A 24,619-nucleotide genomic window follows, 5' to 3' on the forward strand; every position below is an offset into this window, starting at 1 on the left:
CTTATAAATCACCTTCTTTCATAGTGTTAGCGAGGCAGTACGAAAGTAGTGGTAGGCGATTTATAAGTGTATTTTATTACAAATAAATATCGGGGTGAAGTACCACCCCAATATTTATTATAGAACCCCTTTTTTTTTGAGAATAGACAAAGGACCTAACTAAACGATATGTTTATTTTTTTAATAAAAATGGTTGGTATTACCAATTCGTTGTGATATAATATGCATATTTCTGTAAGATAATTAAATTAATACCTAATAAGCTTTTGCTAGTAAAGTATTCTAATATATAACATTAATCGAATGAAATAAAATCTAGACACAATAATCGAACAATTATTTTTTTATCTAGTGTCACAATATAAAATAAAATATTAGCGGAGGTATTAATATGATTCAAAAAATACATATTCTTGGTGCATCCGGTTCTGGAACAACAACCTTAGGAGAAGAATTATCGAAAAAGCTTGGATACCAGCATATTGACACAGACAATTATTTCTGGGTTCCTACCGATCCTCCTTTTCAAGTGAAGAGGGATACAAAGGATCGACAGGAATTATTAATGAAGGAACTAAAAAACCATTCCAACTGGATTTTAACTGGTTCCTTATGTGGATGGGGAGATATCTTTATTCCTATGTTTGATCTGGTTGTTTATCTTTGGATTCCTGCAGATCTAAGACTGAATAGACTCCATGTTCGAGAAGCAAAACGATACGGTAAAGATGCAGTCATGGAAGGTGGCTGCCATTATGAAAAAACAAAAGTTTTTCTTGATTGGGCATCAAAATACGATACCGGCGGTATGGAAGTAAGAAGCAGGGTATTACATGATCATTGGTTACAAAGCTTAACTTGTCCGGTTATTCGCTTGGAGGGTGATCTGACCGTGGAGGACCGGGTAAGAAAAGTTGAGGATTTTATAAGTAAAAACAATTAATGGTAAAAAGCTCTAACAGTATTAATACAGTCTGCAAATATAAGAGATATTAATTTGATTCATCAAAGTTATGTACTGTTTTATGTTAATATTAGTCACACCTGATTTTATTTACGTCATAGAAAAATTGATTCTATGTAACATGTGAGCGATTTTTTATCAACAAATAATTTTATGAAATATAGGATAGGGAGTGGAACATTAATGAAAAAACAGCCGGAGATTAAAAAAACCCGAGCATTGAAAAATAACCTTTACTGCGTCCGCCTGATGTGGGATATCAGTAGAGGTGCTGTTATTCATGCCGGTTTAATGACAGCTTTTAATTATATTGCCTGGGTATTTTACAGTGCATTCTTTATTAAGTATCTGGTAGGTGCTCTTAATAGGGCCGATAGCTTTTCTGATATATTCCGTTACATACTCTTAGCTGGTGGCTTCTTTATGGCGACCGCTATTTATTATGCCTATGTGGAGGGAGCTTACATACCTATGGCAGGTGTCAAGGTATATCATAAGCTTTACCGAAAACTCTACCAGAAGGCAAGAAATGTAGAGCTTCGTTGTTTTGAGGATAGTAGTTTCTATAATAAATATACCCTGGCGGTGGATGGCGCCAACGAGAAGTTAATACAAGTAATTATTAATCTATTTGGAATTATCTGCGGTGCAATCGCTGCAACTGTTGTCTTTACTCAGATGTTTCATATTGACAAAACGGCGGTATTATTCGTGTTTTTTCCGATCATAGGAAACTTTGTGTTTGGTTATATTTATAACAAGTATTTATTTAACAGAGATCGTGCCATGGCTCCATACAAGCGAAGGATTGAATATGTGAATCGTGTCATGTACCTGGCGGATTATTCTAAGGAAATGCGGTTATCGAATGTATTTTATCTAATGAAATATAAATACCTTAAGGCAATTGATGGCATCTTTGATGTCGTAGATCAGTATGCTTTTAAAATCAATCTACCCTTATGGTTTCGTAATTACTTTACCTTTACCATTATCTTTGAAGGGGTACTGTTGTACGGGGCTTACCGTACCATTGTAGGTAAAACCATGAGTCTGTCGGAATTAGCCGTCCTCTCCAGTATCATGGTATCTGCCACCTGGATATTAATCCGATTTGCAGAAAATATTCTGGAAAGTATGAAACAGGGGCTTTTTATCGAGAATTTGCGTACCTTTCTGGAATACGAAGAAAATCTTCCTGAGGATTACGACGGATTAACTCCGGAGCCGGAGATTACATCCATTGAGTTTCGTAATGTCAGCTTTGGCTATAAGAAAGAGGAATATATCATTAAAAATCTCTCCTTTCGAATTGAGGGTAAAAAAAGTATTGCGCTGGTTGGTCATAACGGAGCCGGCAAGACAACCATAATTAAATTGTTGTTTCGTCTCTACGATCCCGATGAAGGCGAGATTTTATTAAACGATAAAAATATCAAAGAGTACAATCTAAAAGCATACCGTTCTTTGTTTGCCGCAGCTTTTCAGGATTATAAGGTATTTGCCCTTTCTATTAAGGAAAATGTATTGATGCGCAAGGGAACCCCGAAGGATGATACTTTAGTGATCGAAGCTCTTAAAAAAGCAGGAGTATATGATAAAGTCATGACTTTACCTGACGGAATTAATACAAATTTAACGAAAGAGTTTGATGAACAGGGAGCTCAGCTTTCCGGAGGAGAATTCCAAAAGATTGTAGTGGCCAGAGCCTTTGCAAAGAATGTTCCCATCAAGGTATTTGACGAACCCTCCAGCGCCTTAGACCCCATAGCGGAATATGATTTATATGAAAGTATATTAAAGGACAGCTTCGGTAAAACCATGATCTTCATTTCCCACCGGTTATCCTCTGTACGCAACGCAGATATGGTTTATATGCTGGAAAAAGGAACAATCATAGAACAGGGAAGCCACATAGAATTGATGGATCTGCACGGTGCTTATGCGGATATGTATCAGAAACAAGCGAAGAACTATCTCGCGGTAGAAAGCCTGCGGGAGGTGACCGCCTAATGGAAGAACAAAAGAATAAGAATAAACAGAGTTTAAAGAAAATTCTTTCAAATAATTGGTTTATCATCAAATTATCCTTCCAAACAGCACCTTTTTTTATGATCTATATGATTTTTGAGGCTGTAAAACAACGATGCCTTGTATTTCTTGAGCATACCTATGGAATAAAGTTTGTTTTGGAGGCGGCAGAGTATCAAAAACCGTTCATCGTAGTAGTTCGGTTCCTTCTTATTGTGTTCGCGGCCTGGGCAATTTCCTTTATCTTTAGCGGTATTTATCAAAACCGGGTCTCCCAAAAGGGGTTACCCAAGATTCAAAAACGTCTAAAAGAACTGATGTATGAAAGAGTGAAGGCTCTTGATTTGGAGTGCTATGACGATCCTACTTATTACAATGAATTTGTATTATCCTTATCGGAAGCTGAAAAATCAATTACAAGAACACACCAGATTATCGAAGCATTTTTTGGTGGTGTGACAACACTAATCACCAGCGGTATTTTCTTTTTAACCACAGATTCTCCTTCTGTTCTTTTCGTATTAGGTTCCTTTGGTCTCACCTTCTTCTTTGCGCAGATACTAAATAAGGTAAACTACAAAAACCGAATTGAAAAAAATCCGGAAGAAAGAAAACGTACCTATATACATCGTGTATTTTATTTAAATGAATATGCGAAGGAGATTCGTCTGAATCCGGATATGTCAGAACGGCTTTACGAGGAATTTGATACCACGAACGATAACCTGTATCTAATCGAAAAAAGTTATGCCAAAAAGCGAACCGGCCTTCAGTTTCTTGTAAATTATGTTACCAATGATTTTATCAGTGATGTAATTTACATTACATATTTAGTATACAGGGCTGCCATAATGCATGCAATTTCCTATAGCAGCGTGGTAGTCTTATGGAATTCATCGGGAAGCCTAAAGAACAGCTTACGAAACATATCCAGAATTTTTCCTCAAATTTCTGAAAACAGTCTTTACATTGAAAAGATTCGAAATTTTTTAAACTATGAAACAAAAATTATAAGTACCAAAAATTTACCGATGCCAAACGTCCCTAAAACTCTTGAATTTAAGAATGTATCCTTTGGATATAACAAGGAGGACGGTAATATTCTTCATAACGTGAATCTTATAATCCATCCTAACCAAAAGATTGCTTTGGTAGGGTATAACGGCGCAGGTAAAACCACTCTAATCAAACTAATTATGCGACTTTATGATCCCAGCGAAGGTGAAATCCGATATAACGGTATTAATATCAAGGATTATAATGTGAAAGAGTATCGCAACATGATCGGTACAATCTTCCAGGACTTTAAGATCTTTGCCGCATCAGTGAGCGATAATGTAATTCTCGATTATATGGAAGATGCTTTAAAAAGCAAACGTGAAAAAGAAATTCGTCATGCACTTACTTTTAGCGGTTTTGATTATAAATTAAATTCTTTACCACAAGGTCTCTCAACTGAGCTTACAACAGAATTTGAAGAGGATGGGGTTGACTTATCCGGTGGTGAGAGCCAAAAGCTGGCTACTGCCAGGGCCTTTTATAAAGATGCCCGGATGGTTATTCTGGATGAACCCTCCAGTGCCCTTGATCCGATTGCCGAGTATCAACTAAATGAAACCATGCTTCAGGCTGCTGCCAATAAGACTGTTATTTTTATTTCTCACCGATTGTCTACCACCCGTAATGCGGATCGCATATTAATGCTGGAGCATGGTCAAATCATTGAGGAGGGCACCCACGAAGAACTGTTAGAGCTTAAGAATAAATACGCCGCCATGTGGAAGGCGCAGGCAGGAAAATATGTGGATATAGAGTAAATCATAGGAACCGATATAATTTATATTCATTTTTTGTTCCTGTTACTGAAGTGTATTATGAGAAGCTTAATCGGCAGATAATTATATGTATGAGATATCGTTGTTGGTGATTAAAAGGCTCTAAACATTATGAATAGAAAGGATAAAAGTATGATACATTTAGTATATTGTGATAATAAAGAAAAGGTTTTGGAGAAAATATTGGATGGTACGAAGACTATGATTGTCCGTGGTGCTGCAGGAAGAAAAATTCCACATAGCAGAGTATTCGAGGGTGAAACATTGTATTTTATGAGAAAAGGTTCAGCTAAGATTACTGCTAAGGCCACCGTAAAAAGTGTACAAAACTATGTGAAACTTTCAGAGGATGAGATTATAAAAACCTTAGCCGATAATCAGGATAAATTAAATTTAACAGAAAAACAAAAGGAGCGTTGGCATAAAAAATGTCTCTGTTTGGTGGAATTCCAAAATGTTCAAGTAATTGACCCCTTAGAGTTTGATCATCAGAGTAATATGGATGACTGGCTAATATTAGATAAAATTGAAGATGTGGTTGTGGGGACAAGCATTCCGTATAATTATGAGAAATCTAAATTATAATACCTTATTTATAATGAATAGATGATAGAATAAGATATCCTTTGGTAACTTGACTATACTCTATGGCGTAGCAAAACGAAAAACACAATTATCATATGTCATACCTTTTGAAGGTTATGATATCAGTAGAAAAATACATCCAGGAGGCTGACAAATGACAGAAGAAATTCTTAAAGTTATAAAAGAAGCAGGTAAGATAATACTTAATGCCCATGATATCAGTTTTGATATTGAGAGCAAACAGGGGGATGCCAACTTCGTAACACAATATGATACTCAGGTACAGGACTTTTTATATAAAGAATTATCCAAAATTATTCCAAATGCAACCTTTATCGGAGAAGAAGATAAGAATCAAAAGAAAGTAAATAACGGTTCCTGTTTTATTATTGATCCGATTGACGGTACGACGAATTTTATCTTTGATTATAAGCATAGTGCCATATCTGTTGCATTCATGCAAAACGGTGAGATTATTACAGGGTATGTATATAACCCATACCTGGATGAGGTTTTCTATGCACATAAAGGTAAGGGTGCCTACTTAAATGATCGTCCGCTTCATATGAAAGACATTCATTTAAAGGATGGCATAGCCGGTTTTGGCACCTCCCCTTATTATCGCGATATGACAGAGCAATCCTTTGCATTGGCAAGAAAACTATATAACAGGGCATTGGATATTCGAAGAAGCGGATCGGCAGCTTTGGATATTTGCTATGTAGCGGCGAATCGTTATGTTTTATTTGCTGAATTTTGTCTTTCACCATGGGATTATGCAGCCGCGTCTTTAATCGTTCGGGAAGCTGGTGGAAATATAACAACAATGGATCAACAGCCTTTGACCTATGACAAACCTATCTCCATATTGGCAGCTAACCCTGCGGCTTATAAAGATTTTATTCATTAAGTTAATTGTTTTTAAAATCGATATATGTTCCCTTTTTCATTATAAGAGCTACTATATAATGATTTTATCCATAATTATTATTAATATCTATTTATACTTAATAATCTTTTATACAAAGTATATTTAATATTTATGTTACTTAATAATCTTTTTGAACAAGTATATTTCAGATATCATAGAATGAAACTGCCCTGCATATCTTTAACTATAACCATAAGGAGGTTGACATATGTTAGGGCAGTTTGATGTTTATAATGATATTCAGGCTAGGACAGGCGGTGAAATATACATAGGTGTGGTAGGGCCGGTCAGAACAGGAAAGTCTACCTTTATTAAGAGATTTATGGATCTCTTAGTAATACCAAATATTGTAGATGTCCATAGCAAAGAAAGGGCCATTGATGAATTACCGCAGGCTGCGGCCGGTAAAACAATCATGACAACCGAGCCCAAATTCATACCAAAAGAGGCTGCCGAACTCTTACTGGATGATGAAACCAAAGTAAAAATCCGATTGATTGATTGTGTTGGATATATGGTTGACGGTGCATCCGGCCATGTAGAGAACCAGCATGAAAGAATGGTGAGAACCCCTTGGTTCGATCAAGAAATTCCTTTTACTCAGGCTGCTGAGATCGGAACAAAGAAGGTAATCAATGACCATTCCACCATAGGAATCGTAATTACCACCGATGGCAGCTTCGGTGAAATTCCAAGATCCAATTACAAAGTTCCCGAAGAGAAAACGATTGTAGAATTAAAGAATCTTGGAAAACCGTTTATTGTTCTTCTGAATACAAACAAGCCTTATTCCAATGATACCCTTAAAGTTGCAGAAGAAATAGCGCAACAATATGAAGTTACCGTAATGCCTGTGAATTGTGAACAACTAAAGAAGGATGATATTAATAAAATCATGGAGAATATCCTGTCCGTATTCCCGATTACTGAATTGGATTTTTACCTTCCAAAATGGGCTGAGATGCTTCCAAACGATCATTGGTTGAAGGTTGATTTAATCGCATCAGTTAAGACTCTGTTTGATAATATTACGGAAATCAAAGATGCAAAAGCAGCTAATTTCAATACAGACAGTAATTATGTGAAGCGTTTCAAAATTGATAAGGTAGATATGCAAAACGGTAGTGTTGCAATTAATGTAGAATTTGATGATATGTATTATTATAAAATTCTAAGTGACTTAATCGGTGTACCGATTACAGGTGAATATCAGTTGATATCAACCTTAAGAGAATTAGCTGCGAAAAAAGCAGAGTTTGAGAAGGTTTCATATGCAGTTGATCAGGTAAGAGGAAAAGGCTATGGTGTTGTATCACCTGTAATGAGCGAAATTCGGATTGATGAGCCGGAGGTTATGAAGCATGGTAGTAAATACGGTGTTAAGATTAAAGCCAGTGCTCCTTCCATTCACATGATAAAAGCCGATATTATGACCGAAGTAGCACCTATTGTTGGATCAGAAGAGCAGGCCAGAGATTTAATCGAATATATTAATGCAAATGCCAAGGAAAATCCGGCTGGTATCTGGGAGACCAATATTTTTGGTAAAACCATTCGTCAGCTGGTTGATGAAGGTATTAATTCAAAAATTAATAAATTAACAGACGACAGTCAGTTGAAACTTCAGGAAACCATGCAGAAAATAATTAATGACAGTAATGGTGGTCTTATCTGCATTATAATTTAATTAATGGCACTACGAATATTCAAGATAAAATGAGAGCTGCTTAGAATACGAAACTTTTCGTGTTTTTGCAGCTTTCTTTTTTTATCTAATAAAATAAATCTTACTAGTATTGCTTTAGCTAAAAATATAGATTGAAAAAAAACAAAAATAATTCCTCTTAGATCTCTTAAAAAACACATAAGTTGTTGATACAAGCCAATTTAGGAAATGATTATCTATCATATAAAATTGTTAATAGTTAAAAATAATAACGAATGTAATTTCTCTAGAAAATAGTATTAAATATAAGAAAATCATATAAATGAAATACTTTTAAAATAAATTTGACATAGAGTTGACAAACTTATAAGGGTTTGCTATAATACTCACGTAATATATTTAATATTTATGTAATATTTAATTCATTACAAGTTCAATGATTTTTTTACATCATGATTACGTCTTGTACACTACTTGATTACATAGAGCATTATTATATATTTCGTGTAATAAAACAAGTGAATATTTGGAGGACATTTTATGGAAAGAAAGCTTCTAAAGTTTTCCTTGGTTTTTGCAACGGGAGCAATAATACTCGCAGCAAATCCTAAATCTGCAATGGCTTATGAAGAAGCCGTAGCGGGTTACACATTTGATAAACAGAACATTCAAGTTACTTCAGATAAAGATAGTTCAGCAATTGCTACATTATCTACAGATGAAATACCAATCCCAGGTTTTACGAATATTGGTATTGCCATGGTAGACACAAATCTATTAATTAGAGAAAAACCTGAGCAGAATGGTAAAATTATCGGTAAGCTTCCAAGACATGGTGGTATCACCGTGGTGGAAGAGGATAATGGCGACGGATGGACTAAAGTATCCTTTGGAAAATTAACCGGTTATGTGAAATCTCAGTATTTACTTACCGGACCGGAAGCTTCTAAAATGGCAGTGGAAGTTGGTAACTATATTGCTACCGCTAATACCAACGGGCTTCGCGTAAGAAAAGAGCCCTCCATTGATTCGGAGATTCTGGATCAGATAGCGAAAGGAGAAGAATTATTAGTTCTTGATGCTTTGGTAGTAACCTACGGCGAAGAACATAATAAATGGGTTAAAGTAAGCCTTGACAGTGAAGACAGTGAAGACGGTAAAGAAGCTTATGTTGCTAAAGAATTTGTTGATTTATCCTATGCTTTAGCAAAGCCGATGTCTTTAGAAGAATTACAATATGGCACAGGCGTTTCCTCCACCCGAGTTAATTTGGTGAACTTAGCAAAAGAATATTTGGGTTATCGCTATGTTTGGGGGGGTAATACCTTAGGTAAAGGTGTTGACTGTTCCGGATTCACACAACAGATTTATAAGAGATTTGGTTACTATATTCCTAGAGTATCCAGAGATCAGGCAAGAGGTGGTACAAGAATCTCCTCCTCAAGCATTAAACCAGGCGACTTAGTTTTCTACGGTAATAATTCTTCCGGTTATATCGATCATGTTGGTATCTATATTGGAAACAGTAAGATTATCCATGCAAGTAATAAAAGAGACGGTATTAAGATATCTAATATGTATTATAGACAACCTGTAAAGATTGTAAGATATATTAATGATTAAGATGACTAAGTAATATGATAAGGGACAGATACAAAACACCTATATAATAGAGTTTTGTATCTGTCCCCCTTTTTGCGCGAAAGCAAGAGGGTTAGCTCACTAATTGTGCGGCGCACTTTTTACGTTACTGGTGTTTATCACACAATAGGTCTTTTAATAAGGTGTAATTATCATCCACCAGAGACACGTTTTCACTCGGATGCCGCTCATAGCGGTACTTAGGTTGTGACAGATAGAATCTGCCACAACCTAAGTACCGATGGCGGCAAACGGTCTCCTTATGGATGATAATTACACCCTATTCGCCTTTGTTAATGATGTGATAAAACTTACTGTTTTTTGAGTGCGCCGTCCTACTTTTAAGTTTTTATCAATTAAAACTTCCATTATATATCTAATGTAAAATTCCAGATAATGTTGGGTGCGTTTGTTAAGCATTTCTAGAGGAAATAAATTTAGAAGATTGTATAATATAATAATATAATCTAATAAATATTAGGATATGATTACATATCTGTTAATATCTGGTTTTTCGTTGACAGTTCATAATAGTCAATTTATAATAGTCATATTACTTATAAGATTAACCACCGGCTCTGAAGGGGTAGATTGGAGTTTTTGCATGGAATTTTTATTTTATATTCTAATCGTTGTTCTTGGTTTGGTTATATGGAGCATCTTTAATGAAAATACTGTACTCAAAAGAATGAAACGGGACTTAAAAGAAAGATGGGGACAAGTACCGGAAGAAGAATATACTTCAGAGAAATTTGAATCTTTAAAAGCCTTTTACCAATCCATTATGGACGATCATCTAGATGTAGATGATATCACTTGGAATGACTTGGATATGGATGAAATTTATAAAATTATGAACAATACACAATCCTCCGTTGGAGAAGAATATCTATATGCGCTTCTTCGCAAACCCTGTTTTTCAAATGAGGAATTAAAAGAGCGCAATCGTCTGATGAAATTCTTTCATGAGAATGAGGATTTAAGAATACAGTTACAGATGAAATTAAAACAAATCGGAAAGCTAAGACAGATATCAGTTTATGAATATATGAGTCGTCTGGGAGATCAGGAAGCGAAAAGTAATTTCCCTCATTATCTGATGGCTTTTGGATTAATTCTATCCGTTGTTTTTATCTTTATCATTCCTCAGTTAGGTGGCGTTTTCACCTTCCTCTTTGTAGGTAATAATATATATCGGTATTATAAAAGAAAAGCAGAAATCGAGATGTATTTTACGGTGTTTGCCTATCTGTTAAGATTTTTAAATCACATAAAGGGAATTGTAAAATTAGATATACCTGAACTTAGGTCTTATCTAGAAACCTTAAAGCAGGATAGCACTATATTTAACCGTTTTAAGAAAGGTGCCGGAATTGTCGTTTCACAAAACAACAGCGGAAACCTTTTTGATATGTTTTTAGATTATTTTCGAATGTTATTTCATTTAGACTTGATAAAATATAATTCTATGCTTAGTTTTTTCAAATCAAACCGACAAATATTACAACGTATTTATATTAACATAGGATTTTTAGACAGTATGATTGCCTCTGCATCTTTTCGTGCTTGGCTCGTGTATTACAGTGAACCCATACTTACAAAGGACACCAATCCAAAGCTTAGAGTAGAGCAATTATACCATCCCTTATTGGAGGCTCCGGTATCTAATTCCATTAACGAGAATAGAAGTGTATTGCTTACCGGCTCAAATGCCTCCGGTAAATCTACCTTTATAAAAACCCTGGCAATCAATGCCGTGTTATCACAAACCATTTATACCTCCATCAGTAAGGAGTATAAGGCCAGCTTTTTTATCATCTTCTCATCCATGGCCTTAAGAGACAGCATCTTTCGAAATGAAAGCTATTATATTGTAGAGATAAAATCTCTTAAACGGATATTAGATCGGATTAACAAAGATATTCCTATGCTTTGTTTTATTGATGAGGTACTACGAGGTACCAATACCTTAGAGCGAATTGCAGCCTCTTCAAGGATATTGGCTTCCTTGGCTAAAAAGAATACCCTATGTTTTGCGGCTACCCATGATATTGAACTAACCTATATTCTGGAAACATATTATTCAAATTATCATTTCCAGGAAAAGATTGTAGAGCATCAGATCTTATTTGATTATATTCTGTATTCAGGTAGAGCTGTTTCTAAGAATGCGATAAAGTTACTTGGTTTGTTGGGGTACTCACAGGATATTATATCTGCCGCTGAACAGGCAGCGAAAGATTTCCAGACGAATGGAGAATGGAATAAGCTCTAATATTGCATATCCCAGTATATAAACAGAGTAAAACTAGCAGTATAGATTAAAGTAATAAAAATAGAAAATGAAACAACGTTAGAATTAACATCTAATTAGATAAGAAACGTGATAAATGATAAGATAATTAACATATAAGAGTGTATTTAACAAACTTAGAATAAAATCAGAATTAGCGGAGGATAACAATGGATGTAACAATATACACCGACGGTTCAGCCAGGGGCAACCCCGACGGTCCTGGAGGATATGGAACAATTGTGGTATATGTCGACCCCAAGGGGAATGAACATAGAAGAGAGTATAGTGCAGGTTATAAAAAGACTACCAATAACCGTATGGAACTCATGGCTGCTATTATTGGTTTGGAAGCACTTACTAAGCCCTGTAACGTTTCTCTTTACTCCGATTCCCAATACCTTGTCAAAGCATTCAATGAGCACTGGCTCGAAGGTTGGATCAAAAAAGGTTGGAAGAGAGGTAAGAATGAACCGGTTAAAAATGTGGACTTATGGAAGCGGCTCTTAAAAGCTGTGGAACCCCATCAAGTAACCTTTCACTGGGTCAAGGGACATAACGGACATCCTATGAATGAACGCTGTGATGAATTAGCCACTACGGCAGCGGACGGAACGGATCTTATGGATGATGTTATTGTCGAATAATGAAAGCAAAACCATTGCAATTAGATGACGGTATGTTATAATTGTAATGGTTTATTTTTAGTAATAGAAATTACGTCCAATTACATAAAATGCACTCGCACCGGATGTTAGCAGTGCGATTTTGGAAATTCACTTTTTGATAATTTTTTTATTCAAAAACGAAAGGAACGTTACCAATGACTCAGCTTACTCCCCTGATGCAGCAATATATGCAGATTAAGGATCAATATAAAGATTGTATTTTATTCTATCGCTTAGGCGATTTTTATGAAATGTTTTTTGAGGATGCCATTACCTGCTCAAAGGAGCTGGAGATTGCCCTGACCGGTAAAAATATAGGTCAGGAGGAGAGAGCTCCTATGTGCGGCGTTCCCTACCATGCTGTAGATAATTATCTAAGTAAACTGGTAAGCCGAGGCTATCGGGTTGCCATCTGTGAACAGGTAGAAGACCCAAAAGCAGCCAAAGGACTTGTAAAACGTGAAGTGGTCCGTATCGTTACTCCGGGAACGAATCTGAACACGCAGGTTTTGGACGAAACAAGAAATAACTACCTGATGGCAATTGTACATACAACCAACGCTTACGGAATTTCAATTGTAGATGTTACAACCGGAGATTATTTTGTTACAGAGGTTGATAACAGTCGTAAGCTGATGGATGAAATCTATAAATGGTCTCCATCTGAAATCATATGCAATGATACTTTTTTTGTATCCGGCATTGATATAGATGCCATTAAAAATATCAATCAATTAGCCTTATCTCCCTTGGAGCCTTGGTACTTTGACGACGATTTGTGTGTAAGAGCCTTAAAAGAACATTTTAACGTGGCTGCCTTGGAGGGTCTTGGTTTAAAGGATTATACCATAGGAGTTATCGCGGCAGGCTGTATCATGCAGTTTCTTAGAGAAACCCAGAAAAGCTCCTTATCCCATATTACAAAGCTAAGCCCATACACTTATGAAAAGTTTATGTTACTTGATAGTTCCACAGTGCGCAATTTGGAACTAACAGAAACAATTAGGGAAAAGCAAAAAAGAGGTTCTCTTTTATGGGTTTTAGATAAAACCAAAACAGCCATGGGCGCCCGTCTGTTACGAAGCTACATGGAACAGCCCCTCATTGATTATGATTTAATCAATCAAAGACTGGAGGCTGTCAGTCAGCTGAAAGAGAATATGATATCAAGGGAGGAGATTAGAGAATACTTAAATCCAATCTATGATTTAGAGCGACTGATGAGTAAAATAAGCTATAACAGTGCCAATCCCAGAGATCTGATTGCATTTAAATCATCCCTGTCCATGCTCCCTCATATCAAATTTCTTATGAAAAGCTTTGATACCACACTTCTTCAGAATATATATGTAGAACTGGACAGTTTAGAAGATATTCATCAACTGATTGAGGAATCCATCGCAGAAGAGCCTCCCCTTAATGTGAAAGAAGGGGGTATTATAAAAGAAGGTTTCCATGAAGAAGTGGACCGCCTGCGTAAAGCGAAAACCGAAGGTAAGAACTGGTTAATGGAACTTGAAGCCAAGGAGAAGGAAGCGACAGGAATCAAGAATTTAAAGATAAAATATAATCGCGTGTTCGGCTATTACCTGGAAGTAACAAACTCCTATCAAAACCTAGTTCCGGATAATTGGGTTCGTAAACAGACCTTAGCCAATGCCGAACGTTATACTACCACGGAGCTTAAGGAACTGGAAGATATCATTCTGGGTGCTGAGGACAAATTATTCTCCTTAGAATACGATCTTTTTTGTGAAATACGAGACCGAATAGGTCTGGAAGTAAAACGGATTCAAAAAACCGCTAAGGCAATCGCAAAAATTGATGTTTATGCATCTTTGGCTGTAGTAGCAGAACAGAATAACTACGTAAAACCTGCCATGAATACCAGTGGTTCTATCATCATTAAAAACGGTAGACATCCGGTGGTAGAACGAATGATTTCTCATGATATGTTTGTATCCAATGATACTTTACTTGATAATAAGAATAATCGTATTTCCATTATTACCGGTCCTAATATGGCAGGAAAATCTACTTATATGAGACAGACCGCATTAATTGTTTTGATGGCACAGGTAGGTAGTTTCGTACCGGCGGACAACGCAGAAATTGGAATTGTTGACCGTATCTTCACCAGAGTCGGTGCCTCAGATGACCTTGCCAGTGGCCAAAGTACCTTTATGGTAGAGATGACCGAAGTAGCGAACATTCTAAGAAATGCTACAAAGAATAGTCTGTTAATACTGGATGAAATCGGAAGAGGAACCAGTACCTTTGACGGACTCAGTATTGCCTGGGCGGTAGTTGAGCACATCAGCAATACCTCCTTATTGGGTGCCAAGACTCTATTTGCCACTCATTATCATGAACTGACAGAATTGGAAGGTAGGCTTGAGGGAGTTACTAATTATTGTATCGCCGTGAAGGAACAGGGAGATGATATCGTATTCCTTCGAAAGATCGTAAAGGGCGGTGCAGACAAAAGCTATGGTATCCAGGTGGCGAAACTGGCAGGAGTACCGACAGGAGTGTTACGGCGTGCAACCGAAATTGCCAATGAACTTTCCGGCAATGACCTTGCATTAAAAGCGAAAAATTTGTCTGCCGGTGAGATGGTCTTATCGCAAGAAGAATTTATTCAAGAACAATTATTATTGGATGAATTAATCGAAGTAGCTGAAGAAAAAGTCTCTGACAAAAAGAAGGGTAAGAATTCATTTTCAAATCAGCTTTCTTTATTTTCCGTATCAGGGAATGAGGATATCATTATGGAAATCAGGGATATGGATTTGGTAAGATTAACCCCGATCGATGCCTTAAACAAGCTGTATCAACTTCAAAAAAGAGTAAAAGACCAGATTTAATAGATGTAGGAGTAGCCAGCCGCTTTATCTTGTCAAAAAATCAATAAAAAAATCATATATACATTGATTAATCCAAAAAGAAAGGTAGGAGATAACAAAATGCCATTCATACATGTATTAGATGAACCTACCATTAATCAAATCGCCGCCGGCGAAGTCGTTGAGCGCCCTAGTGCCGTAGTTAAGGAACTGGTGGAGAACGCAGTGGATGCCGGTTCCACCGCAATCACTGTGGAAATAAAAGAAGGCGGTTTAAGCTTGATCCGAATTACAGATAATGGTGCAGGAATCGCAAAGGAGGACATTCCTATGGCGTTTCTTCGTCATGCCACCAGTAAAATCCGAACAGCGCAAGATCTTCTATCCGTAACAAGCCTTGGCTTTCGTGGAGAGGCTTTGTCAAGTATAGCTGCCGTTTCTCAGGTGGAACTGATTACAAAAACATCTTCTTCCTTAAACGGCTATCGGTATATCATAGAAGGTGGTGACGAAAAATCCTTGGAGGAGATTGGGAGTCCCGGAGGTACAACAATCCTTATAAGGAACCTGTTTTACAACACGCCGGCCAGAAGAAAGTTTCTTAAATCAGCCGTTACAGAAGCAGGTTATATCAGTGACCTGATGGAACGACTTATGGTTTCCCATCCTGATATCTCTTTTAAATATATAGTAAATAATCAAGTTAAGTTGCAATCTTCCGGCAATAATAATATAAAAGATATTCTTTATAATATATACGGCAGGGATATAACGAAGGAAATATTGCCGTTACATTATGAATCCAATGAATTAAAAATCACCGGTTTTATTGGAAAGCCTATGATTAATCGCGGAAATCGTATGTATGAGAATTATTTTATTAACGGAAGATATATCAAAAGCAATGTTATAACAAAAGCAATCGAAGAAGCATATAAACCGTTTTTAATGCAGCACAAATATCCCTTTACTTCCCTATACTATGAAATCGACCCTAACACAATTGATGTTAATGTACATCCTCAGAAATTAGAGATACGGTTAAAAAATAATGAAACGGTTTATCAGGCTACTGTAGATGCCATAAGAGATATCTTATCCGGCAAAGAAATGATACCAAAGGTTACCTTAACAAAAGAGGAAACAAATGAAGAGCAAGCCACAAAGCTTCCGGAACCCTTTGAAGAAATCCGTAGAAAGCTTGTTCTGGAGCCAATGCATAACAAGAAATCCCCTCAAAATTTCGATAGTCATGGAGTAAACGCTAACTTTAATGGAAATTCCTTTAAAAATACTTCATTCGATAAATCTAGTGTTGGATATCATAACAGCTCCTACAATGCAGTACCTACCTCAGGGGATGAAGCACATAATTCTTCTTCAGATCAATCCCTTTTAGATCATTCTCCTACAGAATCAGTAGTAAAAGAAGATATCGCGTACGGTGAAACAAAGCAGTTAAATCTGTTTACTGAGGATAATCCTACAAAAGAAGAGAAGTTTTTATCAAAGACTTCCTTCGAGGAGCACAAAATCATCGGTCAGGTATTTTCAACATATTGGTTGGTGGAATACAAAAAAGAACTATATATCATTGACCAACATGCTGCCCATGAAAAGGTTTTATACGAAAAGATTATGGCCGCTGCAAAAGATAAAATCTATAGTTCGCAACAATTACTTCCACCAATTGTTCTTACCTTAACTCTTCGGGAGCAGGAGGTTTTACAAAAGCACGAAGAGTTTCTGAAGCAAATCGGCTATGAATTTGAACCCTTTGGAGGAAACGAATATTCTGTTCGGGCCGTTCCCGCTGATTTATTCGGGTTGTCTGAGAAAGAATTGATCTTGGAATTTATCGATGAACTGGCTGAGAGTCTTGTGAACAATACACCGAATCCTTCCTCCATATTGGAACGGGTAGCCTCTCTTTCCTGTAAGGCAGCGGTAAAGGCAAACCACAAATTCTCCTTACATGAGGCCACTGCATTGATTAAAGATCTGTTAACACTGGAAAATCCATATCATTGTCCCCATGGCAGGCCTGTGATTATTTCTATGAGCCAATATGAGCTTGAGAAGAAATTCAAGAGAATTCTTTAACTTATGTATGAGCTTACAAAGTAGTTGCTACATTAAGCTGTTATTGTATGAATTTTTATTATGTTTTAAATGTTTTTATATATAGGTAAGTTTTTTATTTAGAATGTTCTTGTATTTAGAATGTTTTTGTATTTAGAATGTTTTTGTATTTGGAATGTTTTTGAATATAGTTGATTTTTGTATTTAATATTTTTTAAGATATATAATGTATTTATATCTAATATGTTTTTGTATTTATATTTAATTTTTTTAAAATATATTTTAGGTGATAGTTAATCTTATGATATGCGGGAGCTACCATAAGCAACAACATGGAGAGTTTATATGGATAAAAAACCTTTGATCATCTTAACCGGACCTACTTCCGTCGGTAAAACAGCCCTTTCCATCCATCTTGCCAAAGCAGTGAATGGAGAGATTATTTCAGCTGATTCCATGCAGGTTTATCGATCGATGGATATTGGTACTGCTAAGATAACTGCCGAAGAGATGGATGGTATTCCTCATTATTTGATTGATGAGTTTGATCCGGATGAAGATTTTAACGTGGTTAGATTTCAACAATTTGCCAAAGAATATTTAAATCAAATACATGAAAAAGGCAAAATACCGATTTTAGTTGGCGGTACCGGCTTTTATATACAGGCAGTGTTATATGATATTGATTTTACTAAGAATGAAATTAATACCACTTATCGAGAAGAACTGGAACAGTTAGCTAAGGATAGGGGAGGAGAGTACCTCCATCAGCTTTTAAAAAAGACGGATCCGGATAGTGCCGAGGCTATTCATCCGAATAATATAAAGCGGATCATCCGTGCTCTGGAATATGCTAAGCTGACCGGTAGCAAGATCTCCGTTCACAATCAAAAACAAAGAGAGAAGAAATCCCCCTATAGCCATTGCTACTTTGTATTAACTAAAGACAGGGCAAAGCTTTACGATACCATCAATAAACGGGTTGATATTATGATCGATAGGGGACTTCTTGATGAAGTAAAAGCTCTGTTAAATCGCGGCTATACAAAAGATATGGTATCCATGCAGGGACTGGGATATAAGGAACTTATCGCTTATCTGGAAGGTGAAACCACCTTGGAGGAGGCCATAGATATCCTTAAGAGGGATACCAGGCATTATGCCAAAAGACAACTCACCTGGTTTAAACGGGAGAAGGATGTAATTTGGATTGATAAGGACCACTATCAGGATGATTCTGACATTCTTGATTTTATGATTCAACAGTTACTGAATCGAAATGTAATACAAGAATATGATCATAATGTGACTTAATATTATTATGTTAACCGATTGGTTTGTAACGCGAATTCAATAACTAAACAACATAGCCAGATAAAGATAATACTCATCCGTTAATCATACTTTTGGGTATTTACTTAAAGCACTTAATCACATTTTCAATTCTATGAGTGATTATGTAAGATATTAGGAGGATTTAAACGTGTATAAAGAAACATTAGAATGTTCTTATCAGGCCTTAGGTATTGACCCTAAGGTTTTAGCCTTTAGTATGGAAACGGAAAAAGCCTTACAAGAACGTTTTTTTATAATAGATAAAGTAGCAGAATATAATCAGCTTAAAGTATTGAAAGCCATGCAGGACAACCGTTTAAGCGACATACATTTTGCTGCAACTACAGGATATGGATATAATGATATCGGCAGAGATACCTTAGAGAAGGTATATGCAGATGTTTTTCATACAGAGGATGCATTGGTAAGACCACAGTTAATCAGCGGTACCCATGCCCTTACCATTGCTTTATCCGGGAATTTAAGACCGGGAGACGAAATATTATCCCCGGTTGGTAAGCCTTATGATACCCTGGAAGGCGTTATCGGTATTACCAAAACTAAAGGTTCTCTTGCGGAATTTGGTATAACTTATCGTCAGGTTGATTTGAAAGAGGATGGAAGTTTTGACTGGGATAAGATTAGAGCGGCAATAAATGAAAAAACAAGACTTGCTACAATCCAACGTTCCAAAGGATATGCAAGTCGACCTACCCTTTCTGTTGAGCAGATCGGTAGCTTGATCGCTTTCTTAAAAAAATTAAAACCTGATATTATCTGTATGGTGGATAATTGTTACGGAGAGTTTGTCGAGATCTTGGAGCCCTCAGATGTCGGTGCAGATCTTTGTGTCGGCTCTTTAATAAAGAACCCCGGAGGTGGTCTTGCACCCATTGGAGGCTATATTGTTGGCAAAAGCGAATATATTGAAAATGCTGCTTATCGATTAACGGCTCCCGGACTTGGAAAGGAAGTGGGAGCTACCTTAGGCTTGAATGCCAGTCTATTTCAAGGTCTCTTCCTTGCTCCTTCGGTGGTATCCGGTGCCTTAAAGGGCGCAATCTATGCAGCTAATCTCTATGAACGTCTTGGCTTTGAAGTTATGCCTAACGGCACGGAAAGCCGACATGATATTATTCAGGCTGTGAATTTAAACTCGGCGGAAGCGGTTATTGCTTTTTGTAAAGGAATACAGGCTGCAGCTCCCGTAGACAGCTATGTATCACCGGAACCTTGGGCTATGCCGGGTTACCAGTGTGATGTTATTATGGCTGCCGGAGCATTTGTTCAGGGTTCCTCCATCGAATTATCTGCTGATGCACCGATTAAGCCTCCCTATACCGTGTTTTTTCAAGGTGGACTAACCTGGTATCATGCGAAATTCGGTATTCTTATGTCCCTACAAAAACTTTACGAACAGAGACTGATACAATTATAACTAGATCTAATAAAAAGATAATAAACCTAATAAGTTCTCCAATACGAAGTATATTGCTAAAACCTGTTACTACATGCAGCATAGTAACGAGATTATACTTTTATTATAATCTTCACTATGAAACTGTAATAGTTACTATTCACTCCCCAGTCAAAGTAGAGGATATGATTTCGACAAAGGATTCCGACGCGGAGCCGCTCTCGCTTAGTTGCATTACGTAGCAGTACATAAGGTTCTAAAAAACAGAACCTAAGTACTGACGAATGCAAATACTCCTTTTCGGAATCATTTATCGAAATCATTGTGCCCAATTATTATATGCGAGTGAACAGTAACCTGTAATATTTACACTAATGTAACTGTTATATTTTTTATATACAAAATTCCTTACATATGATAAAATGTTATATGAAATTTTGGTATTTAGATAATAACATTAAAGAAAAAATCGGGTATCTTAAAGCGAAGAATGTAGAAAATACATACCGGATTTTATCCGGAGGGGAGCTGATATTATGGCTAAAACATATGGCAAAAATAAATGGGCATTATTTTTATTAATACTTGCCGGTATTGTAATCGGAAGCTTTGTTGGGTATTTAACTAAAGATATTAAGATTTTGTCTTGGTTAAATTATGGAATGGATTTTGCAATAGGAGATGTAGATAAAAATAATATAGTAAGTCTTAATCTTGGTGTTATTGTGCTTCATTTTGGCTTAAGGATTAAGATAAGTATTGGAAGTGTTATTGGGGCTGCATCCTCCATATTTATCTATAAAAGACTTTAATAGGTATTGAATGCAAACTTTGATTTATATCCTTATATAGATCCCCTGTTTGCTTTTAATTATAGAAAGTTTCTTTCATTCATGAAAAACCATCTGATTTCTTGGAGAGAGTAATTAGGAGGTATTATGAAAGAAAACTATTTAACAGTAAAAGAACTCCCTGTATCGGAGCGTCCCTATGAAAAATGCGAAAGATACGGAGCTTCATATCTATCTGATGCAGAACTTTTGGCCGTCATTTTAAGGACAGGCACTAAGAACCTAAGAGCAATTGATTTGGCGGTAAACATCCTTAATTATTCCTTAACTAATCCGGGGTTAAAGGGTCTTAATTACCTTACAATGAAGGAACTTGTTAAGATTAATGGTATTGGTAGGGTAAAAGCCATTGAACTTTTATGCTTAACAGAGCTTACAAAACGCATGTCAAAAGAGATACATCAAAACAGCTTAAAATTTGTTACTCCGGAAAGTGTTGCTAATTATTATATGCAGGATTTACGGCATCTTACCAGAGAACAGGTTCTTCTTTTAATGATGGATTCAAAAAGTAAGCTGCTGAAAGATATGATAATATCTACAGGAACTATTAACGCATCCATTATGCCGGCAAGAGAGGTGTTTGTACAGGCTTTAAAGTATGAAGCAGTCAACATTATTCTATTGCACAATCATCCCAGCGGAGATCCAACCCCCAGTGCGGAGGATATACGGGTAACCAAAAGAATGAAAGAAGCCGGCAATTTAGTTGGAATCACGCTTATGGATCATATTATTATTGGTGATAATAGATATATCAGCTTAAAAGAACAAGGGCTACTATGATGCGAAACTTATATTTTGACTACTTAGGATTATTAGGAGGTAATTCAATATGGCTTCGAAGGCTTTCGGAATAGATTTTGGTACAAGTACCATTAAAATTTGCAAAAAAGGCCAGGGAATAGTACTGGATGAGCGTAACATTATCGCGATCGCAGATCGTAAAACCGTAATTGCTTCAGGGAATGAGGCATATGATATGTACGAAAAAGCACCTGCCAATATCAATGTTACTTATCCTGTTAGGAGCGGAGTAATCGCCGATGTTGCTAATATGATGGCATTACTTAACCATTTTATGTTTCGCATCAGCGGATCAAAAAGACCCGGTACGGCAGACTATATTGTAGCTACCCCAACTGATATTACAGAGGTTGAAAGAAGATCCTTTTATGATCTGATTGCCAGCTCTAACTTAAAAGTCGGTAAAATTAAAATCGTAGAAAAACCGATTGCCGATGCAGTGGGCGCCGGATTGGACGTTATGACTGCTAAGGGTGTCATGGTTGTGGATATTGGTGCTGATACCACTGAGGTGTCCATACTATCCTTAGGAGGCATTGTGCTTAGCAAATTAATTCCAATTGGCGGTAATCGATTGGATGAATCCATTAAAAGTATTGTTAAGAAAAAATACAATCTCTATATTGGAGACAAGACCGCGGAAAACATAAAAAAACAACTGGCTTGTGCCTTACCTACGGTGGAAGGTCAAGTTAAAGTATACGGTAGAGATGTAGTAACCGGCCTACCGAAGGTAATGGAGGTTAGCTCTGATAATGTATATGAAGCCATATCAGAGTATCTATTTAACATCATCGATGCCATTCGAATTATATTGGAGCGAACGCCTCCGGAAATTTCTTCTGATATTATAGACAGCGGTATTTATATTACCGGAGGGTCTGCTAAAATCTTTGCATTAGATGAACTTCTACACAAAGAGACAGATTTAAAAATCAACATTTGCCCGGATTCCTCCAATACAGTTGTAAATGGTTTAAAGAGAATTATGGAGGATAATAAACTGGCTTCCCTTGCAGATGCCTTAAGACCGAAGACTCTTGTAAACTAACAGGATAAATCCATGTACGCTTTCTTTTTGCCCGTAAGACGGGCATAAGCTGTTTACAGGCATAGTTTCCATAACAGGTCAATAATAACGTATACTTTCGTATTATTAGTTTACGAGGTTTTAATCAATCAATATTCTAAAGTTTAGATATATTCAAAAAACAAAAATTGAAATACCATAAGTCAATCATGGTTGATTTCACTTATGAATTATTAGGAGTTTCTATGAGGCGAAGAGCAAAAATCCATATTAATCCAAAACATATATTAATTGGTAGCGTTATCCTTTGTATCAGCTTAATTATTGTATCCTTTCGATTTGGAGAACAGTTTGCTCCGGTCAAATCTGCTGTAGGAACTGTGGTTTCTCCGATGCAAAAAGGAATTAATACAGTTGGAAGTTTTATCTCCGATAAACTTGATACCTTAGCCAATATTAATGAGTTATTGGAAGAGAATGAAAAATTAAAAGAGCAGGTTCACATTCTCAGTTATGAAAACAAGCTTTTATTGCAAGACAAATATGAGCTGGACGGACTTCGAAAGTTGTATGAACTGGACCAGAAATTTCTTGATTATCCAAAGGTAGCAGCTCGGGTAATCAGTAAGGATACAAATAACTGGTATAATGTGTTTACCATTGATAAAGGAACCAGGGATGGACTGAAGGTTAATATGAATGTATTGGCTGGTAACGGTCTAGCAGGTATTATTACGGAGGTTTATTATAATTATTCTGTTGTTCGTTCCATCATAGATGATAACAGTAATGTAAGCGGTATGTTTCTTAAAACTTCGGATACCTGTATTGTACGGGGGGACCTGAAGCTAATGGATGAGGGTAAAATCCGGGTTGAATTAATCAGTAAGGATGCTGTCATTGAAGATAATTATGAGGTGGTTACATCCCATATCAGTCCTAATTTCCTGCAGGGTATTCTAATTGGGTATGTCAGTGATATTAAACTGGATTCCAGTAATATGACGAAAACTGCGTATCTTACTCCCGTTGTAGATTTTGAAAGACTGGAAGAGGTTCTGATTATTACTGAGTTAAAAGAGCCTTTATTAAAAGAACCTTTAATAGATTAAGAAAAGTAGGTAATCTTTGTGAAACGTTTTATTGTATATACATTATCGATCGTCATATGCTTTGTACTTCAAAGTGCAATGTTTCATTATATTGCATTAGCCAATGTGATGCCGAATTTATTATTAATATTGGTCGTATCCTTCGCTTATATGCGCGGAAGAATTACCGGTCTTTTTCTTGGGTTTTTTAGTGGAATCCTAGTGGATATTATATTCGGTAATGTTATCGGGTTATATGCATTATTGTATTTACTCATCGGCTATTTTATCGGTTTTACCAATCGGTTTTATTCCAATGACGATTATACTTTGCCGATTATTTTCGTAGCTGTCAGTGATTTCATTTATGGGTTCTTTTATTATATTTTCGAATTTTTATTGAGAGGAAGATTAGATTTTTTGTTCTATCTCAGAAGGTTTATATTTCCCGAAATTATATATACAGTCACCGTCTCAGTGTTTTTATATAAGCTGTTACATATGATAAATAACCGATTAAACGCTAGAGAAAATGAGGAGGCATAA

At 36.3% G+C, this 24,619-nt stretch carries 18 protein-coding genes; all 18 read left to right on the forward strand.

What is annotated here, in order from left to right:
- Positions 1 to 391: 391 nt before the first annotated feature.
- The 18 genes from I5677_RS08105 (at position 392) to mreD (ending at position 24,619) form a co-directional block, all read left to right on the forward strand.
- Positions 392 to 943, forward strand: a complete 552-nt coding sequence (locus I5677_RS08105; protein WP_197661080.1) for an ATP-binding protein — start codon at positions 392 to 394, stop codon at positions 941 to 943.
- A gap of 174 nt (positions 944 to 1,117) precedes the next feature.
- Positions 1,118 to 2,977, forward strand: coding sequence for an ABC transporter ATP-binding protein (locus I5677_RS08110; RefSeq protein ID WP_243456533.1), 1,860 nt, complete (start codon positions 1,118 to 1,120; stop codon positions 2,975 to 2,977).
- Positions 2,977 to 4,812 carry an ABC transporter ATP-binding protein gene (locus tag I5677_RS08115; RefSeq protein ID WP_197661081.1) on the forward strand — a complete coding sequence of 612 codons (1,836 nt, stop codon included), beginning with the start codon at positions 2,977 to 2,979 and terminating at the stop codon, positions 4,810 to 4,812. Before I5677_RS08110 ends, I5677_RS08115 begins: the two co-directional genes overlap by 1 nt.
- Positions 4,813 to 4,962: 150 nt before the next feature.
- Positions 4,963 to 5,415, forward strand: coding sequence for a hypothetical protein (locus I5677_RS08120; protein WP_197661082.1), 453 nt, complete (start codon positions 4,963 to 4,965; stop codon positions 5,413 to 5,415).
- Positions 5,416 to 5,569: 154 nt separating this feature from the next.
- On the forward strand, positions 5,570 to 6,325 hold the full coding sequence (locus I5677_RS08125) for an inositol monophosphatase family protein (protein ID WP_197661083.1): 756 nt from the start codon (positions 5,570 to 5,572) through the stop codon (positions 6,323 to 6,325).
- 229 nt (positions 6,326 to 6,554) lie between these two features.
- Complete coding sequence (gene spoIVA, locus I5677_RS08130) at positions 6,555 to 8,033, forward strand: stage IV sporulation protein A (RefSeq protein WP_197661084.1); 1,479 nt, start codon at positions 6,555 to 6,557, stop codon at positions 8,031 to 8,033.
- Between the two features lie 519 nt (positions 8,034 to 8,552).
- Positions 8,553 to 9,635: a C40 family peptidase gene (locus I5677_RS08135; protein WP_197661085.1), complete on the forward strand. Its 1,083-nt coding sequence runs from the start codon at positions 8,553 to 8,555 to the stop codon at positions 9,633 to 9,635.
- 622 nt (positions 9,636 to 10,257) lie between these two features.
- On the forward strand, positions 10,258 to 11,928 hold the full coding sequence (locus I5677_RS08140) for a MutS-related protein (protein ID WP_197661086.1): 1,671 nt from the start codon (positions 10,258 to 10,260) through the stop codon (positions 11,926 to 11,928).
- Positions 11,929 to 12,116: 188 nt separating this feature from the next.
- Complete coding sequence (gene rnhA, locus I5677_RS08145; protein ID WP_197661087.1) at positions 12,117 to 12,593, forward strand: ribonuclease HI; 477 nt, start codon at positions 12,117 to 12,119, stop codon at positions 12,591 to 12,593.
- Between the two features lie 176 nt (positions 12,594 to 12,769).
- Positions 12,770 to 15,481, forward strand: a complete 2,712-nt coding sequence (gene mutS, locus I5677_RS08150; RefSeq protein ID WP_197661088.1) for a DNA mismatch repair protein MutS — start codon at positions 12,770 to 12,772, stop codon at positions 15,479 to 15,481.
- A gap of 99 nt (positions 15,482 to 15,580) precedes the next feature.
- Positions 15,581 to 17,563, forward strand: a complete 1,983-nt coding sequence (gene mutL, locus I5677_RS08155) for a DNA mismatch repair endonuclease MutL (protein WP_197661089.1) — start codon at positions 15,581 to 15,583, stop codon at positions 17,561 to 17,563.
- A 324-nt stretch (positions 17,564 to 17,887) separates the two neighbouring features.
- Positions 17,888 to 18,856 carry a tRNA (adenosine(37)-N6)-dimethylallyltransferase MiaA gene (gene miaA, locus I5677_RS08160; protein WP_197661090.1) on the forward strand — a complete coding sequence of 323 codons (969 nt, stop codon included), beginning with the start codon at positions 17,888 to 17,890 and terminating at the stop codon, positions 18,854 to 18,856.
- 238 nt (positions 18,857 to 19,094) lie between these two features.
- A complete protein-coding gene (locus tag I5677_RS08165; RefSeq protein WP_206762685.1) occupies positions 19,095 to 20,315 on the forward strand; it encodes a methionine gamma-lyase family protein in 1,221 nt (406 codons plus the stop codon).
- 515 nt (positions 20,316 to 20,830) lie between these two features.
- Positions 20,831 to 21,106, forward strand: coding sequence for a DUF4321 domain-containing protein (locus tag I5677_RS08170; protein ID WP_197661092.1), 276 nt, complete (start codon positions 20,831 to 20,833; stop codon positions 21,104 to 21,106).
- Positions 21,107 to 21,232: 126 nt separating this feature from the next.
- Positions 21,233 to 21,931, forward strand: coding sequence for a RadC family protein (radC, locus tag I5677_RS08175; RefSeq protein ID WP_197661093.1), 699 nt, complete (start codon positions 21,233 to 21,235; stop codon positions 21,929 to 21,931).
- Positions 21,932 to 21,980: 49 nt separating this feature from the next.
- Entirely contained in the window at positions 21,981 to 23,003 is a 1,023-nt protein-coding gene (mreB, locus tag I5677_RS08180; RefSeq protein ID WP_197661094.1) for a rod shape-determining protein, read from the forward strand.
- Between the two features lie 224 nt (positions 23,004 to 23,227).
- Positions 23,228 to 24,094 (forward strand): rod shape-determining protein MreC, encoded by an 867-nt coding sequence (gene mreC / locus I5677_RS08185; protein WP_197661095.1) that lies wholly within the window; start codon positions 23,228 to 23,230, stop codon positions 24,092 to 24,094.
- Positions 24,095 to 24,112: 18 nt separating this feature from the next.
- Positions 24,113 to 24,619 (forward strand): rod shape-determining protein MreD, encoded by a 507-nt coding sequence (gene mreD / locus I5677_RS08190; RefSeq protein WP_197661096.1) that lies wholly within the window; start codon positions 24,113 to 24,115, stop codon positions 24,617 to 24,619.

The organism is Mobilitalea sibirica, assembly GCF_015999265.1.
Lineage (GTDB): Bacteria > Bacillota > Clostridia > Lachnospirales > Lachnospiraceae > Mobilitalea > Mobilitalea sibirica.

Bases quoted from the DNA above. Each gene is read 5' to 3' on its own strand.
- mreB (WP_197661094.1), top strand. From the start codon at position 21,981: ATGGCTTCGAAGGCTTTCGGAATAGATTTTGGTACAAGTACCATTAAA.
- rnhA (WP_197661087.1), top strand. From the start codon at position 12,117: ATGGATGTAACAATATACACCGACGGTTCAGCCAGGGGCAACCCCGAC.
- radC (WP_197661093.1), top strand. From the start codon at position 21,233: ATGAAAGAAAACTATTTAACAGTAAAAGAACTCCCTGTATCGGAGCGT.
- I5677_RS08135 (WP_197661085.1), top strand. From the start codon at position 8,553: ATGGAAAGAAAGCTTCTAAAGTTTTCCTTGGTTTTTGCAACGGGAGCA.
- mutL (WP_197661089.1), top strand. From the start codon at position 15,581: ATGCCATTCATACATGTATTAGATGAACCTACCATTAATCAAATCGCC.
- I5677_RS08140 (WP_197661086.1), top strand. From the start codon at position 10,258: ATGGAATTTTTATTTTATATTCTAATCGTTGTTCTTGGTTTGGTTATA.
- I5677_RS08170 (WP_197661092.1), top strand. From the start codon at position 20,831: ATGGCTAAAACATATGGCAAAAATAAATGGGCATTATTTTTATTAATA.
- miaA (WP_197661090.1), top strand. From the start codon at position 17,888: ATGGATAAAAAACCTTTGATCATCTTAACCGGACCTACTTCCGTCGGT.
- mutS (WP_197661088.1), top strand. From the start codon at position 12,770: ATGACTCAGCTTACTCCCCTGATGCAGCAATATATGCAGATTAAGGAT.
- I5677_RS08165 (WP_206762685.1), top strand. From the start codon at position 19,095: ATGGAAACGGAAAAAGCCTTACAAGAACGTTTTTTTATAATAGATAAA.
- I5677_RS08125 (WP_197661083.1), top strand. From the start codon at position 5,570: ATGACAGAAGAAATTCTTAAAGTTATAAAAGAAGCAGGTAAGATAATA.
- spoIVA (WP_197661084.1), top strand. From the start codon at position 6,555: ATGTTAGGGCAGTTTGATGTTTATAATGATATTCAGGCTAGGACAGGC.
- I5677_RS08105 (WP_197661080.1), top strand. From the start codon at position 392: ATGATTCAAAAAATACATATTCTTGGTGCATCCGGTTCTGGAACAACA.
- mreC (WP_197661095.1), top strand. From the start codon at position 23,228: ATGAGGCGAAGAGCAAAAATCCATATTAATCCAAAACATATATTAATT.
- I5677_RS08110 (WP_243456533.1), top strand. From the start codon at position 1,118: ATGAAATATAGGATAGGGAGTGGAACATTAATGAAAAAACAGCCGGAG.
- I5677_RS08120 (WP_197661082.1), top strand. From the start codon at position 4,963: ATGATACATTTAGTATATTGTGATAATAAAGAAAAGGTTTTGGAGAAA.
- I5677_RS08115 (WP_197661081.1), top strand. From the start codon at position 2,977: ATGGAAGAACAAAAGAATAAGAATAAACAGAGTTTAAAGAAAATTCTT.